This is a genomic window from Mycobacteriales bacterium (genome assembly GCA_040902655.1).
Classification (GTDB): Bacteria; Actinomycetota; Actinomycetes; order Mycobacteriales; family SCTD01; genus SCTD01.
On record JBBDWV010000025.1, the window covers coordinates 20,492 to 36,232 of the forward strand.

A 15,741-nucleotide genomic window follows, 5' to 3' on the forward strand; every position below is an offset into this window, starting at 1 on the left:
GGGCCCGGGATGCCCCGTCAGCGCTGCTCCGTCACCTTCAGGGCCGAAGCGATCAGCGGGGCCAGTCGACGGGCGTAGGCGTGCGTGAGGTGCCGCCCGTCGGTGTAGACCGGCGTCCGGCCGACGACGGCGGGACAGCGGCCGTCGACGCAGAACCAGGGCTCCGGATCGACGTACGTGGCGCCGACCCGGTGGGCCGCCTGCTGCTCCGCGGCGCTCACGGCGCGCCACTGCGCGGGCACCGGCTCGGTGCAGTCGACCGGGTCGGACAGCCGCGTCACGCATTCCTGCAGGTTGCCCGACCGCGGCGGGGCCCCGAGCAGGACGACCCGGTCGGCCTCGGCGCTCAGGGTGCGAAGCGTGACGGCCATGCCGTCCCCCCAGCGCTCGTAGCGGGCCTCCCCGGCCGGCTCGTCGACCTGCTTGTCGACCAGGGTGAGGGAGTTCGCCACGACCACCAGCTCCGGCTGCAGGGTGCGGACCTGCTCGACCACCCAGTCCTTGTGCTCGGCGCACTCGGTGAACGGCTCCTCCGGTCGATTCCGGTAGAACATCACCGCCGGCGCCGGGCACTGGTTGCGGGTCAGGACGTGGATGCGGAAGCCGAGCGGCTCGAGCGCGTCGCGCAGGGCCGGCAGCCAGCTGATCGCCATCGAGTCGCCCACCAGCGCGGCGGTCCGGCTGGCCGTGACCGGGCCGTAGCGGCAGCGTTCCAGGTTACCTGAGTTGACGTTGTCGCATCGGTCGGTCACCCACTCCGGAGCGCCCGCCAGGCTGATCCGCTCGAGCGATGGGTCCAGCAGCGGCCAGGACGCCGGCGCGAGCGAGCCGCGGATCCGCTCCGCCAGCGCGTCCGGGTCGGCCGACGAGCCGTCCGGATCGGCCGGGGCGGGTGGCGCGGCTTGCGGCATCGGCGCGTCCCGGTGCAGCGCCACCGCCGGCAGCACGAAGCCGCCACCGAGCAGCGCTGCCGTCGCGCTCAGCGCCACCGCCGCCCGCCGGCCGCTGCCCTTGGGCAGGCTGCGCGGCGCCGGTCGGCGGGCGAGCCAGGAGGAGCGGCGGACCGGCTCCTCCACCAGGTGGTGGCACAGCGCGGCGAGGATGAACGTGGCGACCAGCGGGACGACCACGCCCAGGCTCGCCGGCAGCACCGCCACGCCGATCACCAGCACCGGCCAGTGCCAGAGGTAGAGCGAGTAGGACAGGCGTCCCAGGTAGCGACTGACCGGGTTGACCAGCACCCGGTTCCGGTCGGCGGCGCCCGCCTCGCCGGCCTGCAGGACCAGGGCGGTCGACAGCACCGGCAGTACGGCGGCGAGGCCGGGGAAGGGCGTGCGCTCGGTGAACAGGACCGCCGACAGCACGATGCCGTACAGCCCCAGCCAGCCGAGGCCGACGGCGAACCGCAGCGGCAGCCGCTGGACCACCCCCGACTGTGCTCCCAGGGCCAGCAGCGCGCCCACCCCGAGCTCCCACGCACGCGCCGGCGTGGCGAAGTAGGCGACGGTGGCATCGGCGGCGGTCAGGTGCACCGACCAGGCGAACGAGGCCGCCGTGGCGAGCACGAGTACCGCGCCGGCGCCGCGTCGCCCGGCGAGCCACAGCGCGGCCAGCAGCAGCAGCGGCCAGACGACGTAGAACTGCTCCTCGACCGCCAGCGACCAGTAGTGCTGCACCGGCGAGGGCGGCCGGGTGTCGTCGAAGTAATCGGTGCCGATCGTCGTGAAGCGGACATTGGCCAGGAAGCCCAGCGACCACAGCGAATCGCGGACGGCCTGGCCGGCCCGCTCGCCGGCGAACAGCAGGTAGGCCGCCAGGTTGGTCACGGCCAGGACCAGGACCGCCGCCGGGAGCAGCCGCCGTACGCGGCGGGCGTAGAAGTCGCGCAGGCTGATGCGGCCCCTGTGGGCGTGCTCGCGCAGCAGTAGCCCGGTGATCAGGAAGCCGGAGACGACGAAGAACACGTCCACGCCGACGTAACCGCCGGTGGGGGCGCCCAGCGCATGGCTGGCCACGACCAGCAGCACCGCGACGGCCCGCAGCCCCTCGATGTCGGGCCGGAAGGTGTCCGCCGGGCGCGGCCAGCGATGGGTGACGACTCCCGGGACCGGGTGCCGCAGGGTGCTCCCCATGCCGTTCCGGTCAGGAACTACGCGACGTACTCGCGTAGCGCATCCGCGCGGCCGCCGGCGCGGATCTCGGCGAGGGTGTCGCGCTCGATCTGACGGATCCGCTCGCGGGTCAGGCCCAGGTGCCGGCCGACCTCGTCCAGCGTGCGCGGGCGGCCGTCGTCGAGGCCGAAGCGCATCCGCATGACGATCGCGGAGCGCTCGGGCAGCGAGTCCAGGACCTCGGACAGCTGGCCGTGCAGCATCTGCGTCTCGACGGCCGCCTGCGGGTCGATCGAGTCGACGTCGTGGATGAAGTCACCGAGGACGGCCTCGTCGTCGCCGACCGGCGCCTGCAGCGACAGGGTGTCGCGGCCGTGTCGCAGGATCTCCTCGACCTTCTCGGCGGTCATCGCGAGCGGCTCGCCGATCTCCTCGGAGGTGGGCTCGCGGCCCAGGCTCTGGGTGAGGTCACGGCGGGTGCGGGTCACCTTGGTGATCAGCTCGGCCATGTGGACCGGCACCCGGATGGTGCGGCCCTGGTCGGCCAGCGCACGCTGCAGTGCCTGCCGGATCCACCAGGTGGCGTAGGTGGAGAACTTGTAGCCCTTGGCGTAGTCGAACTTCTCCACCGCGCGCACGAGGCCCAGGTTGCCCTCCTGCACGAGGTCGAGCAGGTCCAGCCCGCGGCCCTGATAGCGCTTGGCCAGCGAGACGACCAGGCGCAGGTTCGCCTCGAGCAGGTGGCGCTTGGCGATCTCGCCGTCCTTCTCGATCTCGCCCAGGTCGCGGCGCATGGCGGCCGCGATCTTGGTTTCGCCGGCCCGGTGCTGGCGCAGCTTCTCGGTGGCGAACAGGCCCGCCTCGATCCGCTTGGCCAGGTCGACCTCCAGCTCCGCGGTCAGCAGGGCGACCCGGCCGATCTCGCGCAGGTAGGCCTTGACCAGGTCGATCCCGGGCGGCGGCTCGTCCAGCGCCAGTGGCTTGTCCTCCTCGGCGACGGTGGCCGGCGCGGTGGCCGGCTCCGCGAACACGGTGTCACCCTCGGGCAGCGCGGCCTCGGCGACGGCAGCCTCGGCCTCCGCCTTGCTCTGCTTGGCCGGCTTGGCCGGCTTGGCCGCCTTGGCGGCGATGGCCGGAGCGCCCTCGGGGGCGGCCTGGCTCGGGACGGTCTCGGTCAGCACGTGCGTGTCCTCTCCGGACTGATCAGCCGGTGCGGTGGTAACGGTGCGTCCGGCGGGACGCTTCTCCTGAGGTCCGACGGCCCGCTGGACCGGCCGGGCCCCCGACGCCTTCGACGTACGACGAGTACGGGCCGCTGGACGTTCCGCGGCGCCGGGAACGGCCTCGAGCACCGCCCCTTGCTCGGACAGTGAGCGCAGGACCGCGCGCGCCTCGGCCGGACCGATGCCGGCGGCCTCGAAGGCCGAGCGCAGCTGCGCGAGGGACAGTGGTCCCTCGGCCGTCGAGCGCGCGACCAACGTCTCGACGACGTCGGCGGGACGTGCGGGGGCGGACATGCGATCTCCTGAGCTCTCGGGGCGGTGGCGCAGTGGACAGAACAGTCTCACGCCGCGCCAAGCGCACGAGCACCGAGCGGAAACGGTTGAGCGTCCCGGGCGGTCGAGCGCCCATGGTTGGCCACGTGCAGGGTCCAACGATCCCGCGCCGGAGAGGATTCCGGTAGGCCTCTCCGGGTGAGGTCGCTCACAGGACTACCCGCAGGAGCCGGTCCTATCCAGGCCTGTTGCCGACGCTAGTCCCAGCCGAGCTCGTGCAGGCGGTCGTCGTCGATCCCGACGTGGTGCGCGAATTCGTGCACCACGGTCACCTGGATCTCCTCGAGCAGGTGCTCGAGGTCCTCGGCCAGCAGGCACAGCGGGATCCGGTAGACGCTGATCCGGTCCGGCAGCGCCCCCGAGTAGTGCTCGCGTGCGGTCAGTGCGACGCCTTCGTAGAGGCCCAGCAGGTCCGGGTCGCCTTCGGCCTCGTCCTCGACGACGACCACCACGTTGTCGAAGCACCGGGCCAGTTCCGGTGGCAGGCCGTCGAGCGCGTCGGCGACGTAGCCCTCGAACTCCTCCGGCGGGACCGGCTGCATCAGTCCAGGTAGTCGCGGAGCTTCTGCGATCGCGAGGGGTGGCGCAGCTTGGACAACGTCTTGCTCTCGATCTGGCGGATCCGCTCGCGGGTCAGCCCGAACTCGCGCCCGATCTCGTCCAGGGTGCGCGGCTGGCCGTCCACCAGGCCGAAGCGCATCTTGACGACGGCGGCCTCCCGGTCGGTCAGGGTCCGCAACACCTCGCCGAGCTGCTCCTGCATCAGACCGTACGACACCACCTCGGCGGCCACGGGCGCGTCGGCATCCTCGATGAAGTCGCCCAGCGAGGAGTCCTGGTCGTCGCCGATGGTGGTCTCGAGGCTCACCGGCTCACGGGCGTAGCCCTGGATCTCCACGACCTTCTCCGGGCTCATGTCGAGCTCCTTCGCGAGCTCCTCTGGGGTGGGCTCACGGCCGAGCTCCTGAAGCATCTCGCGCTGCACCCGGGTCAGCTTGTTGATCTGCTCCACCATGTGTACCGGGATACGGATCGTGCGCGCCTGGTCGGCCATCGCCCGGGTGATCGCCTGCCGGATCCACCAGGTCGCGTAGGTCGAGAACTTGTAGCCCTTGGTGTAGTCGAACTTCTCGACGGCGCGGATCAGACCGAGGTTGCCCTCCTGGATCAGGTCGAGGAAGAGCATGCCGCGGCCGAGATAGCGCTTGGCGATCGAGACGACCAGGCGCAGGTTGGCCTCGAGCAGGTGCCGCTTGGCTTTCCCGCCGTCCAGGACCAGCCAGTCCAGGTCACGGCGCAGGGCAGCGGACAGCTTGGGCGCCTCACCCGAGTCGGCCTGCCGGATCTTCTCCGCAGCGAACAGGCCCGCCTCGATCCGCTGGGCCAGATCCACCTCCATCTCGGCGGTCAGCAGCGGGACCTTGCCGATCTCCTTGAGGTAGGCCCGCACGAGGTCGGTCGAGATGCCGACCTCACCCTCGGCGGCCAGCGGCTTCTTGTCGTCCTCGTCCTCGTCGTCGTCGTCCGACGGGGGCTTGGGCGTGTCGTCGTCCTCGTCGTCCTCGTCGTCCTCGGCGACGGCCGGGGTGGCCGCGGCGGCGGCCAACGCTGGGTCGGCCGCGGCGACGACGGCTCCGTCCAGCACGGCGCCCTCGATCGGGTCGGCATCCGACACGAGCTCGGCCGGGTCGATGTCCTCGTCGAGGTCCGCGAGATCGGGCTCGTCGGCGGCCGTACCGGCCGGTGCACCCTGTGCGGGCACTTCGGCCTTCTTTCCGGGCGCCTTCCTGGAGGCCTTCTTCGCGGTCGGCTCCGCGCGCACACCGGCGGAGGGTGCGGGGTCGAGGGCGTTGTCGTCCACGTCGACGCGGGCGGTGCGGGGCGGGGTCACAGAGGCGTCCTTCGTCCATCGGGGTGGCCGGGCGAGCGCGGTCGTGCGGTGCCGGCCCGCCGGAGCGAGCACCGTGGCTGACGGTCCACGATCGGGACGGGCACGACGCTCCACCGCCGTCGCGGGTGTGGCAGGACCAGTATCGCCCCTCTTGCGCCCGGCGAGGGCCTGTCCGGCCGAAAGATGCGCTTCCGCAGCCCCGAGCCGGGGGGCTAGAGCAGCGAGCGCAGGACGTACGGCATGATCCCGCCGTGCCGGTAGTAGCCCTGTTCACCGGGGGTGTCGATCCGGACCGTGACCGTGAAGGTCCTGTCATCGGCCCGGACGGTCAGCTCGCGCGGGATCGAGTCGGTGTCCGCGATCCCCTCGATGGTGAACGTCTCGGCTCCGGTCAGGCCGAGTGACGTCGCGCTCTCGCCGGGGGAGTACTGCAGCGGCAGCACGCCCATCCCGATGAGGTTGCTGCGGTGGATCCGCTCGTAGGACTCGGCAAGGACGGCCCGCACGCCCAGCAGGGCGGTTCCCTTGGCTGCCCAGTCGCGACTCGAGCCGCTGCCGTACTCCTTGCCCGCCAGGATGACCAGCGGCGTGCCCTCCGCCTGGTAGGCCTGGGAAGCCTCGTAGATCGTGGTCTGCTGGCCGTCCTTGACGGTGAAGCCGCCCTCCGTGCCCGGGGCCAGCTGGTTGCGCAGTCGGATGTTGGCGAAGGTGCCGCGGATCATCACCTCGTGGTTGCCGCGGCGTGAGCCGTAGCTGTTGAAGTCCTTGGGCGCGACGCCGCTGTCCTGCAGGTACCTGCCGGCCGGGGAGTCCCCACGGATGTTCCCCGCCGGGCTGATGTGGTCGGTCGTGACCGAGTCGCCGAGCACGGCCAGCACCTTGGCGCCGGTGATGTCGGTCAGCGGCTTCGGCTCCCGCTCCATGCCGTCGAAGTACGGGGGCTTGCGCACGTAGGTCGACTGCGGGTCCCAGGCGAAGGCGTCGCCGGCCGGCACCTCGATCGCCTTCCACCGCTCGGTGCCGGCGAAGACGTCGGAGTAGGACGCGGCATACATCTGGCTGGTGATGGCCTCGCCGACGACCGAGGCGACCTCCTGTGGCGAGGGCCAGATGTCGGCGAGGAACACGTCGTTGCCGTCGGCGTCCTGGCCGAGGGGCTCGGTGGTGAGGTCCACGTCCATCGAGCCGGCCAGTGCGTAGGCGACGACCAGCGGCGGTGACGCCAGGTAGTTCATCTTGATGTCGGGATTGATGCGTCCCTCGAAGTTGCGGTTACCGGACAGCACCGACACCACCGCCAGGTCGCCCTCGTTCACCGCGGCGCTGACCTCCTCGGGCAGCGGGCCGCTGTTGCCGATGCAGGTGGTGCAGCCGTAGCCGACGGTGGCGAACCCCAGCTTGTCGAGATAGGGGTTGAGACCGGCCCGCTCGTAGTAGTCGGTGACCACCTTCGAGCCGGGCGCGAGGGTCGTCTTGACCCACGGCTTGGTCGACAGGCCCTTCTCCACGGCGTTCTTTGCCAGCAGGCCGGCGCCGACCATGACGTACGGGTTGCTGGTGTTGGTGCAGCTGGTGATGGCCGCGATGGCGACATGGCCGTGGTCGATGGTGACGGCGTCGCCGGAGGCGAGGGTCGCCGCCACCGGGTTTGAGGGCCGCCGGCTGACGTCACCGGTGGCGACCGTCGCCGGCTTGTCCCCGGGTGCCTCGTGCGTCGTGGAGGCCGGGTCCGAGGCAGGGAAGGACTCGGCGCTGGCCTCGTCGACGCCGGTGCCGGACACGGCCGCGGTGGCCACCGGTGGCACCCCCGGCGTGCGGCCCTGCTCGACCGGCGCCGTCGTCGTGTAGTCGGCGAGTGCGGTGCGGAACATCGCCTTCGCGGAGGTCAGCGGCACGCGGTCCTGCGGGCGCTTCGGGCCGGCCAGGCTCGGCACGATGGTCGACAGGTCCAGCTCGAGGGTCTCGGAGAAGCGCGGCTCGGCGGCCGGGTCGTGCCAGAGTCCCTGCTCCTTGGCGTACGCCTCGACCAGGTCCACGGTCTCCGCCGGGCGACCGGTCAGGCGCAGGTAGGCCAGCGTCTCGGCGTCGACCGGGAAGATCGCGCAGGTCGAGCCGTACTCCGGACTCATGTTGCCGATGGTGGCGCGGTCGGCGAGCGGGACGTTGGAGACACCGGGGCCGTAGAACTCGACGAACGCGCCGACGACGCCCTGCTTGCGCAGCATCTCGGTGACCGTCAGCACGAGATCGGTGGCCGTCGCGCCCGCCGGCAGCTCACCGGAGAGCTTGAAGCCGACCACGCGCGGGATGAGCATCGACACCGGCTGCCCGAGCATCGCGGCCTCGGCCTCGATGCCGCCGACGCCCCAGCCGAGCACCCCCAGGCCGTTGATCATCGTCGTGTGCGAGTCGGTGCCGACGAGGGTGTCCGGATAGGCCTGCAGACGGCCGTCGACGGTCCTTGTGAAGACGACCGTGGCCAGCCGCTCGAGGTTCACCTGGTGCACGATGCCGGTCTCCGGGGGGACGACCTTGAAGTCCTCGAAGGCGGTCTGGCCCCACTTCAGGAACTCGTAGCGCTCCCGGTTGCGCTCGTACTCCAGCGCGCCGTTGAGTTCGAGCGCGTCGGGCCGGGCGAAGAAGTCGGCGATCACCGAGTGGTCGATGACCAGCTCGGCCGGCGCCAGCGGGTTGATCTTCTTCGGGTCGCCGCCGAGGTCGGCCATGGCCTCACGCATGGTGGCCAGATCGACGATGCAGGGGACGCCGGTGAAGTCCTGCATGAGGACGCGGGCCGGCGTGTACTGGATCTCGGTGTCCGGTTCGGCGGCCGGATCCCACTGCGCGACGGCCCGGATCGAGTCGGCGGTGGTGTTGGCGCCGTCCTCGGTGCGCAGGAGGTTCTCCAGCAGCACCTTCAGGCTGTACGGGAGGTCCGCGGAGCCCTCCACCGCGTCGAGCCGGAAGATCTCGTAGGAGTTCCCGCCCACCTCCAGCCGGCTGCGCGCACCGAAGCTGTCCTGGCTGGCCATGTGCTGCTCCTTCAGTCGTTGTCGGTCAAGTTAGCGGGGGGTGCGCACGGCGTCCTCGACCAGGTCGAGAACGCCCTCGAGGTGCTCGCTGGGCATGCCGGTGGCCAGGCTGCTGACCAGGCCGTCGAAGACGAGCCGGAGGAAGTCGACCAGCAGGGGGACCGGCACGTCGCTGCGCACCACGCCGGCACCGCGCTGGCGCTCCAGACGCTGGGCGGTGGCGCGGGTGATCGCGTCCTGGCGTGCGGACCAGGACGCCGCGAAGGCAGGGTCGGTACGCACCCGCCGGCGGACCTCGAGCTGCACGCCGAGCCAGCCGGCGTCCTTGTTGTCGAGGTCGCGCATCACCTGCACCAGCCCGGACTCGGCCACGACCTGAGCGGTACGGGCGGCGTCGTCCTCGGCCAGCGCGAGGAACAGCGCCTCCTTGGAGGGGTAGTGGTGGAAGATCGCTCCGCGGGACAGCCCCGTCTCGGCCTCGAGCACCTTGACCGTGACGCCCTCGTAGCCGTGCCGGGCGAAGGCCCGCCGCGCCCCGGCCAGGATCTCGCCGCGTCGCGCGGCCAGCCGGTCGTCGGTCACCTTGGGCACGACGCGAGCTTAGCTCAAACCGTACGTTCGTCTTGTTGAGAAGCGCCTGCGCCGCCGCAGCGAGAAGCCGACGGCGGCGCAGGTGGTACGGGTGGTGCGGTCGCGCAGTGGTGCGGGTGGTGCGGGTGGTGCGGGTGGTGCGGGTCAGAACACCCGGCGGCGGGTGCCGCCCAGCGGTACCAGGTTGACGATCAGGCCGACGACCAGCAGCACGATGCCGAGGGTGGTCAGGATCGACGGGCCCACGAGCACGCCGAGGAGCAGGAGGATGAGACCGAGCACGATCATGGCGGATCCCTTCGTGTTGATGACATTCCGTGCTGGTCATGTGCCCTCTGCGTGAGCGCGTACGCCCAGCATCCAGAACATCCCGGCATGTCCGGTCCGCGGCCGCCGGTCCTCCTGTCGGCGTTGCTAGCGTCCGCGTCCGTGCCGGCCCCCTCCGATCGCGTGCCGGCCCCGCTGCTGGTCCTGGCGGCGATCGTCTCGGTGCAGGCCGGCAGTTCGCTGGCCAAAACCCTGTTCGACGACGTCGGCGCAGCGGGCGCCACGCTGCTGCGGCTCACGCTGGCGGCCGTGCTGCTGATCGCGGTGCTCCGGCCAGCCGTACGTTCCTGGTCGCGGACGTCGTGGTCGGCAGCCCTGCTGCTCGGCGGCGCGATGGCGGGGATGAACCTGGTCTTCTACCTCTCGCTCCGGACGGTCCCACTCGGCGTGGCCGTGACGGTGGAGTTTCTGGGCCCGCTGCTGCTCGCCCTGGTGCAGACCCGACGTGCGGTGGACCTGCTCTGGGCGGTGCTGGCCGCCAGCGGCGTCGCCCTGCTCGGGCTGGACAATCCCACGGGTGCCCCGCTTCAGGGCCTGCTGCTCGCCTTCGTCGCCGGGCTGTTCTGGGCCGGATACATCGTGGCGAGTGCGCGCCTCGGGCAGGTGTTGCCCGGGACCGACGGGCTCGCCGTGGCGCTGGCCTTCGCCGCGCTACTGGTGCTGCCGTTCGGCGCCTCCGGAGCGGCGGTGGTCCTGGAGCGGCCCTCGCTGCTGGTGGCCGCTCTCGGTGTCGCCCTGCTGTCGTCGGTGATCTCGTACGGCCTCGAACTCTCAGCGCTGCGCCGGATTCCCACCCGGGTCTTCGGGATCCTGATGAGCCTGGAGCCGGCCGCCGCGGCCGTGGCGGGCTTCGCCGTGCTGGGGGAGGCGCTGGGGACGCGGGAGATCGCGGCGCTGCTGCTGGTGAGCCTGGCCAGCGGCGGGATCACCCTGGCGCGGCGCCGCGACCGCGTGCCGGTGCAACCGCTCGAGTAGCCGGACCGGCCGGCCGCCGGTGGCCGGCGCGGCGGCCCAGGCCTGGATGACGGTGAAGTCGTTCAGGGTCGGACGAAGAAGGCGGAGCCGGCCTCGTTGGAGCGGGCATCCAGGGTCTGGCCCACCAACCGCGCCTCGGCCACCGGCGCCAGGAACAGCCGAGCCTGCCGCCCGGTCACGGTGACGTCCTCGGGCTCGGCACCGTCGGCCAGCCGCATCGCCAGGGCCGGGTGATCGTCGCGCTGGGCGATCCGCAGCCCGGCACCGGGCGGCAGCTGCCCGTTCTCCACCATGTGCTCGATCATCAGTGCCGCGTCGTCGGTCAGCTTCACCATGTCGGGATCCTCTGCTCGGGCGGGCGGTCGGCCCCTCATCGCGTGCGAGGTCAGGAGACAGCATGCGCCACTGCCCCACTTCCGTGTCAAATCAGTGACGTTTTCCGATCAGACTGTTGTCGGGGACCGGCTCCGGCCGCTCCCGCCTTGGCCCGGCGGGCGAGCGCCGCGGCAGCACCACTGTCGGGCACGTGCCCCGCTCTACGGTGCTCGGCATGATGGATTTCGCGAACGGCTCCTTCGTCAAGCTCAGTCCGGTGAGTCCGGCGGACGTGGGTGACGGTGTCGCCGAGCTGCTCGTTCCCGGCGAGGTGATCCTGCAGGCGTTCAAGGCGATGCGGGACTACGTGGTCTTCACCGACAAGCGCCTCATCGCCGTCAACGTGCAGGGCCTGACCGGCAAGAAAAAGGACTTCACCAGCCTGCCGTACTCGAAGGTTCAGGCCTTCAGTGTCGAGACTGCTGGCACCCTCGACCTGGATGCCGAGTTGGACCTGTGGTTCAGCGGCTTGGGGAAGGTCCGCCTGGAGTTCAAGGGGCGGGCCGACATCCGGCAGCTCGGACAGCTCATCGCCGGCTACGTCCTCTAGCCCCTGGCAGCACTTGTGCAGCAGTCGTCCTGAAGCCAGCGAGCGTCGCCGGTGCTGTGATCAACGCCGTCTTCACGCACATTTCCGCCGTACCGGAAGTGAGCAACCCCGGCGTTGATCACGCCGGAGGCTGGGCCGGGACGCGCGGTACTGCCGGCTCTGTGACGACGCCGCAGCCACCTCACGCGCTGGGTGCAGTAGGAGCATCACCTATGAGGCCCGGCCACGACAGTTCTCGGTGCCAGCAGCGCCCGCTTGTGCGGGCCGCTGGCACCAAGATGGCCCGGCCCGGCCCGGCCCGGCGCCGCCCCGGTGCCCGACGTTCTCGGTGCCAGCACCGCCTGCTTCGCGTACAGGCGTAGCACCGAGATGGATCGAGCAGCCCGGCGATCAGCCCGGCGGCCGCACCGCACGGCTTCTACTGGCGGCTCTTGGACGTAGCAGCACGTCGGGCGATCGGCAACCGCTACCGGCGCGTTGGCCGTGCCGGGCCCCAGGCCGACACGAGTCCAAGATCTTCGGAACATCCACACGGCCAGCGTCCTGTGGATGTTCCGAAGATCTTGCTCCAGGCTCGACGGCACGCGGACACCGCGGCGGCACCCTGACATCCACGACCGGCGGCACCCCGCCACCGGCAGGCGGCGGCGAGCGGCAGCGGCAGCGGCAGCGTCGCCGCTGACCTCAGCAACGCACGGTACGGGCTGCTACGTCGCCACGCACCCGCCTGAGCGTGGGCCAGGATGTAGGCATGACGCTGTGGCTGACCGACGACGACGAGGCGAACACGCTGCTGACCGGCGACCCACTCGCACTCCTTCTTGGCATGGCTCTGGACCAGCAGATTCCGATGGAGAAGGCCTTCCGCGGCCCCCACGTGCTGCGCTCGCGGATGGGTGCGCTGGACGCCGGAGCCATCGCGGCTGCGGAGCCGGAGGCGTTCGCGGCACTGGTCGCTCAGACACCGGCGGTGCACCGCTTCCCGGGGTCCATGGCCGCGCGGCTGCAGGAGCTGTGCCGGGTGTTGGTGGCGCAGTACGACGGGCGGGCGGAGGCCCTGTGGGAGGAGGTCGCCGACGGCGCCGAGCTGCTGCGCCGGCTGGAGGCGTTGCCGGGCTTCGGTCGGCAGAAGGCGCAGATCTTCCTGGCCCTGCTCGGCAAGCAGCTCGGCATCCAGCCGGCCGGCTGGCGCGAGGCCGCCGGTGCCTACGGCGAGGACGGGGCGCTGAGGTCGGTGGCCGACGTGACCGGACCCGAGTCGCTCCAGCAGGTACGGGCGTACAAGCAGTCGGTCAAGGCGGCTGCGAAGGCCGCCAGGCGCTGAAACCTCCACGAGAAACGGCGCGCGCACCTGCCAGCGGCCGGTCACCGAGGGCTCAGTCCTGGTCGATGACCCGGCCGGGCTCGAGGGCGAGGCGCATCGGCTGCTCGGCGGGGCGCTCCACCATGGCCGTCCTCCTGCGGCGGCTGACGGTCGGTCCGGCGTTCGCCATCACGACGCCGAACCAGGGCAACCCGATGGCGCCCAGGATCAGCACCCCCTTCCAGACCAGGGGCACGGGCAGCATCGTGGCCAGCACGACGCAGGCGATCCGCACGCTCTGCGTGAGGACGTAACGACGCTGGCGCAGGGTGATGTCGTCGGTATGGCTCAGCCGGGCCGCCGTGACGACGGTGACCTCAGGGGACCGGCGCCGCTGTCGCACGTGCGCCTCCTGCCCGTGGCGAGCCCGCTGCCGGTCAGCGGGCGCGCCGTCTCGGACAACAGTCTGCGCCTGGTTCTGCTTCCGTGCGCACCGGGGCAGACTGCGCCCATGCAGACCGATGACACCCCCGGCCCGGCGGTCGACGCGGACGCCGCCCTCACGGTGCTCCAGGCCCGCGTCGGTGACGTCAGCGACCCGGAGTGACGGTGCCGGTATGACGCGGCACGGCGCACCGCAGGTGGCCTGGCAGGCGTCGCTGTTCGACGGGACGGAGCAGCCCGCCGGACGGCTGTCCTTCGACGCGCTGCGTCGTGACCCGCTCGACGACCACTCCTGGCTCGACGTCGTGCCGGCCTGGGTCCCCGACCACGGTGATCTGTTCGAACTGCTGCGTGAGAGGGCACCGTGGCGGCAGCGCACCCGGCAGATGTGGGACAGCGAGGTGCTCGAGCCGCGGCTGGTCGCCGTCTGGGGCACCGGCGAAGCGTTGCCGCCCGAGATCGCTGAGCTGGTGGCACCGTTGTCGGAGCGTTACGGCGTCCACTTCGACTCCTGCCTGATCAACCTCTACCGCGACGGCAGCGACGCCGTCGCCTGGCACGCCGACACGGTCCGCAAGAGCATGAGCAACCCGCTGGTGGCGACCGTCTCGCTGGGGGCGCGCCGCTCCTTCCTCGTCCGGCCGGCGCAGGGTGGCGCGGTGGTGCGCCGCTACGCGCCGGGGGAGGGCGACCTCATCGTCATGGGAGGCGCGATGCAGCACGACTGGCACCACACGGTCCCGCGCGAGAGGTCGGCCTCCGGCGCCCGGATGAGCATCACCCTGCGGCACTCCCGCCCCGAAACACCGCCGCCCCGACGGTAGCCTGCGCACGATGGGCGCCCGCACCGACGATCAGCGCGGGGACCTTCTGCACCCTCTCGACGTGCGCTACGGGCGCTGGGAGCAGCGGCTCGCCGGACCGGTCCTGATCGCCGCGCTGGCCTCCGTGCCCGCCGTCTTCCTCACGCTGCTCGACGGCACCGCCGCGACGGCGGGCAACGTCGTGAACGCGGTGAGCGGTGCGGTCCTGGTCGCCGAGACGGTGGTGCTCGCCGTGCTCTCCCGGGACAAGCGGGCCTGGGTACGCGACCATCGCTGGCTGCTGGCCTTCACGATCGTGCTCATCCCGGCCGTGGTGCTCGCCGTCGGTCCGGTGCAGCTGCTGCGCCTGGTCCGGGTGGTGGGCGCGCTCCGCTTCCTGCGGGCCCGCCGCATCTTCCGGGCGGCCGCCGAGCTGCGCGACCGGGCCGGCCTCACCGGCTGGACGTCGAAGGTGCTGAGCCTGCTCGTCGCGCTGCTCGTGGCGGTGTTCGTGGCTGTCGTGCTGGCCGACCCGACCTCGCGGTCGCGCCAGCTGGTGGAGCAGGCGCTGGAGCGGGCCGGCGGGACCGGGTTGTCCGTGGCCGCCGTCGTGCTGGCGGGGCTGCTGCTCGGCGGCGCGAGCTGGGTTGTCCTGCGCAGCCGGCGCCGCCCGGAACGCTGAGCCTCAGCCGAGTGTCTCGCTGATCGCGACGTTGCCGTACTGGCTCAGCAGGTTCTCGGTGGCGTCGAGCCGGTGCAGGCCGCAGGCCGCGGTCTCCGTCGTGTCCGGCGGCACCGAGTTCTCCCGCACGCTCGTCAGCAGCCACTCGGCGTGCTCGCCACAGTCCTCGCACAGTCGGGTCACGACCGACACCTTGCTGTACGGCCGCCGCGCCGGCTGCCGGGCCTCCCTCAGAGGCCGCGCGGCTCGGGGAGCAGGTCGGGGAACACCGCGGGGCGCTGCTCGTTCTTGGCGGCGAAGGCCTCGGCCATGTCCGCCGGCTGGAACATGCCGGCCTGCCACGTGGCGATCTGCTCCAGCGCGTCGTCGACCGGATGGTCCCGGGCGTAGTTCATCGCCACCTTCGTGCCCCAGACCGCCAGCGGCGACTTGTCGGCGATCTCCCGCGCGGTTTCGAGCGCGCCCGCCACGGCGGCGGCGTGGTCGGGGAAGACCTGCTGCACCAGGCCGACCTCGTACGCCCGCTGTGCGGGGTAGCGCCGCCCGGTGTAGGCCATCTCGCGCGCAAAACCCTCGTTGACGACCTTCCCCAGGCGCTGCAGGGTCCCGACGTCCGCCGTCATGCCGAGATTGATCTCCTGCACGCAGAAGAACGCATCGGCGCTGGCGTAACGCAGGTCGCAGGCCGTGACCAGGTCGACCGCCCCGCCGATGACGCCGCCCTGCACGGCCGCGAGCACCGGCACCCGCGCCTTCTCCAGGGCAGTGAAAGACCACTGCAGGAGCCTTGCGTGGGAGCGCATCCGCGCGTGTCTGCGTCCGGCCTCGGCCTGCGCACCGGCCGGGTCGCCGGACAGGAACACCGACAGGTCCATCCCGGCGCTGAAGTGCTTGCCGGTGCTGCTGATGACGACGGCCCGGGCGGAGGCGTCGTCGCTGACGGCGGTGACGATCTCGGGTAGCTCGCGCCAGAAGTCCGGGGTCATCGTGTCGAGCTCGTCCGGGCGGGACATCCGCAGGTGGGCGACCTCGTCGGCGATCTCGACGTCGAAGCAGCGGTAGGCCATGCGCGCCACTCTGCCAGCGGCAGGTCGGTGGCGG

The 15,741-nt window shown here is 71.7% G+C and carries 16 protein-coding genes; 5 read left to right on the forward strand and 11 right to left on the reverse strand.

The window, feature by feature from the left end; all coding sequences use genetic code 11:
• Nucleotides 1-17: 17 nt before the first annotated feature.
• From WD794_07300 to WD794_07330, 7 genes are all read right to left on the reverse strand, one after another.
• Nucleotides 18-2,132 (reverse strand): acyltransferase family protein, encoded by a 2,115-nt coding sequence (locus tag WD794_07300; GenBank protein ID MEX2290113.1) that lies wholly within the window; start codon nt 2,130-2,132, stop codon nt 18-20.
• A gap of 17 nt (nt 2,133-2,149) precedes the next feature.
• Nucleotides 2,150-3,628, reverse strand: a complete 1,479-nt coding sequence (locus tag WD794_07305; protein ID MEX2290114.1) for an RNA polymerase sigma factor — start codon at nt 3,626-3,628, stop codon at nt 2,150-2,152.
• A 236-nt stretch (nt 3,629-3,864) separates the two neighbouring features.
• Nucleotides 3,865-4,209 carry a metallopeptidase family protein gene (locus WD794_07310; protein ID MEX2290115.1) on the reverse strand — a complete coding sequence of 115 codons (345 nt, stop codon included), beginning with the start codon at nt 4,207-4,209 and terminating at the stop codon, nt 3,865-3,867.
• Nucleotides 4,209-5,558, reverse strand: coding sequence for an RNA polymerase sigma factor (locus WD794_07315; GenBank protein MEX2290116.1), 1,350 nt, complete (start codon nt 5,556-5,558; stop codon nt 4,209-4,211). Before WD794_07315 ends, WD794_07310 begins: the two co-directional genes overlap by 1 nt.
• Before the next feature lie 212 nt (nt 5,559-5,770).
• Nucleotides 5,771-8,590, reverse strand: coding sequence for an aconitate hydratase (locus WD794_07320; GenBank protein MEX2290117.1), 2,820 nt, complete (start codon nt 8,588-8,590; stop codon nt 5,771-5,773).
• Between the two features lie 30 nt (nt 8,591-8,620).
• Entirely contained in the window at nt 8,621-9,181 is a 561-nt protein-coding gene (locus WD794_07325; protein MEX2290118.1) for a helix-turn-helix domain-containing protein, read from the reverse strand.
• Nucleotides 9,182-9,325: 144 nt separating this feature from the next.
• Nucleotides 9,326-9,469, reverse strand: a complete 144-nt coding sequence (locus WD794_07330) for a hypothetical protein (GenBank protein MEX2290119.1) — start codon at nt 9,467-9,469, stop codon at nt 9,326-9,328.
• A 141-nt stretch (nt 9,470-9,610) separates the two neighbouring features.
• Here WD794_07330 and WD794_07335 point away from each other — a divergent pair, with 141 nt between their 5' ends.
• The gene (locus WD794_07335; GenBank protein MEX2290120.1) at nt 9,611-10,483 is read left to right on the forward strand and encodes an EamA family transporter; all 873 of its coding nucleotides are present in this window, start codon (nt 9,611-9,613) and stop codon (nt 10,481-10,483) included.
• Between the two features lie 62 nt (nt 10,484-10,545).
• Here WD794_07335 and WD794_07340 read toward each other — a convergent pair whose 3' ends face one another.
• A complete protein-coding gene (locus WD794_07340) occupies nt 10,546-10,818 on the reverse strand; it encodes a hypothetical protein (GenBank protein MEX2290121.1) in 273 nt (90 codons plus the stop codon).
• Between the two features lie 215 nt (nt 10,819-11,033).
• On the opposite strand from WD794_07340, the gene WD794_07345 reads away from it, so the two are divergent.
• Together WD794_07345 and WD794_07350 are read left to right on the forward strand one after the other, a co-directional pair.
• Complete coding sequence (locus WD794_07345) at nt 11,034-11,408, forward strand: PH domain-containing protein (protein MEX2290122.1); 375 nt, start codon at nt 11,034-11,036, stop codon at nt 11,406-11,408.
• Between the two features lie 751 nt (nt 11,409-12,159).
• Nucleotides 12,160-12,732 (forward strand): HhH-GPD-type base excision DNA repair protein, encoded by a 573-nt coding sequence (locus WD794_07350; protein ID MEX2290123.1) that lies wholly within the window; start codon nt 12,160-12,162, stop codon nt 12,730-12,732.
• Nucleotides 12,733-12,784: 52 nt separating this feature from the next.
• Here the strand turns inward: WD794_07350 and WD794_07355 are convergent, their stop codons facing one another.
• Nucleotides 12,785-13,114: a DUF3099 domain-containing protein gene (locus tag WD794_07355; protein MEX2290124.1), complete on the reverse strand. Its 330-nt coding sequence runs from the start codon at nt 13,112-13,114 to the stop codon at nt 12,785-12,787.
• Nucleotides 13,115-13,328: 214 nt separating this feature from the next.
• Between WD794_07355 and WD794_07360 the strand changes: the two genes are divergently transcribed.
• Nucleotides 13,329-13,979 carry an alpha-ketoglutarate-dependent dioxygenase AlkB gene (locus WD794_07360; GenBank protein ID MEX2290125.1) on the forward strand — a complete coding sequence of 217 codons (651 nt, stop codon included), beginning with the start codon at nt 13,329-13,331 and terminating at the stop codon, nt 13,977-13,979.
• A 10-nt stretch (nt 13,980-13,989) separates the two neighbouring features.
• Complete coding sequence (locus tag WD794_07365; protein ID MEX2290126.1) at nt 13,990-14,640, forward strand: hypothetical protein; 651 nt, start codon at nt 13,990-13,992, stop codon at nt 14,638-14,640.
• Between the two features lie 3 nt (nt 14,641-14,643).
• On the opposite strand, the gene WD794_07370 is transcribed toward WD794_07365, so the two are convergent.
• Together WD794_07370 and WD794_07375 are read right to left on the reverse strand one after the other, a co-directional pair.
• The gene (locus WD794_07370; protein MEX2290127.1) at nt 14,644-14,823 is read right to left on the reverse strand and encodes a hypothetical protein; all 180 of its coding nucleotides are present in this window, start codon (nt 14,821-14,823) and stop codon (nt 14,644-14,646) included.
• Nucleotides 14,824-14,870: 47 nt separating this feature from the next.
• On the reverse strand, nt 14,871-15,707 hold the full coding sequence (locus WD794_07375) for a crotonase/enoyl-CoA hydratase family protein (GenBank protein MEX2290128.1): 837 nt from the start codon (nt 15,705-15,707) through the stop codon (nt 14,871-14,873).
• Nucleotides 15,708-15,741: the final 34 nt, after the last annotated feature.

What these genes read in the sequence shown, in the direction of transcription:
- WD794_07300 (MEX2290113.1), bottom strand. Translation starts at nt 2,132, where the DNA reads ATGGGGAGCACCCTGCGGCACCCGGTCCCGGGAGTCGTCACCCATCGC.
- WD794_07305 (MEX2290114.1), bottom strand. Translation starts at nt 3,628, where the DNA reads ATGTCCGCCCCCGCACGTCCCGCCGACGTCGTCGAGACGTTGGTCGCG.
- WD794_07310 (MEX2290115.1), bottom strand. Translation starts at nt 4,209, where the DNA reads ATGCAGCCGGTCCCGCCGGAGGAGTTCGAGGGCTACGTCGCCGACGCG.
- WD794_07320 (MEX2290117.1), bottom strand. Translation starts at nt 8,590, where the DNA reads ATGGCCAGCCAGGACAGCTTCGGTGCGCGCAGCCGGCTGGAGGTGGGC.
- WD794_07330 (MEX2290119.1), bottom strand. Translation starts at nt 9,469, where the DNA reads ATGATCGTGCTCGGTCTCATCCTCCTGCTCCTCGGCGTGCTCGTGGGC.
- WD794_07340 (MEX2290121.1), bottom strand. Translation starts at nt 10,818, where the DNA reads ATGGTGAAGCTGACCGACGACGCGGCACTGATGATCGAGCACATGGTG.
- WD794_07345 (MEX2290122.1), top strand. Translation starts at nt 11,034, where the DNA reads ATGATGGATTTCGCGAACGGCTCCTTCGTCAAGCTCAGTCCGGTGAGT.
- WD794_07350 (MEX2290123.1), top strand. Translation starts at nt 12,160, where the DNA reads ATGACGCTGTGGCTGACCGACGACGACGAGGCGAACACGCTGCTGACC.
- WD794_07360 (MEX2290125.1), top strand. Translation starts at nt 13,329, where the DNA reads ATGACGCGGCACGGCGCACCGCAGGTGGCCTGGCAGGCGTCGCTGTTC.
- WD794_07365 (MEX2290126.1), top strand. Translation starts at nt 13,990, where the DNA reads ATGGGCGCCCGCACCGACGATCAGCGCGGGGACCTTCTGCACCCTCTC.
- WD794_07375 (MEX2290128.1), bottom strand. Translation starts at nt 15,707, where the DNA reads ATGGCCTACCGCTGCTTCGACGTCGAGATCGCCGACGAGGTCGCCCAC.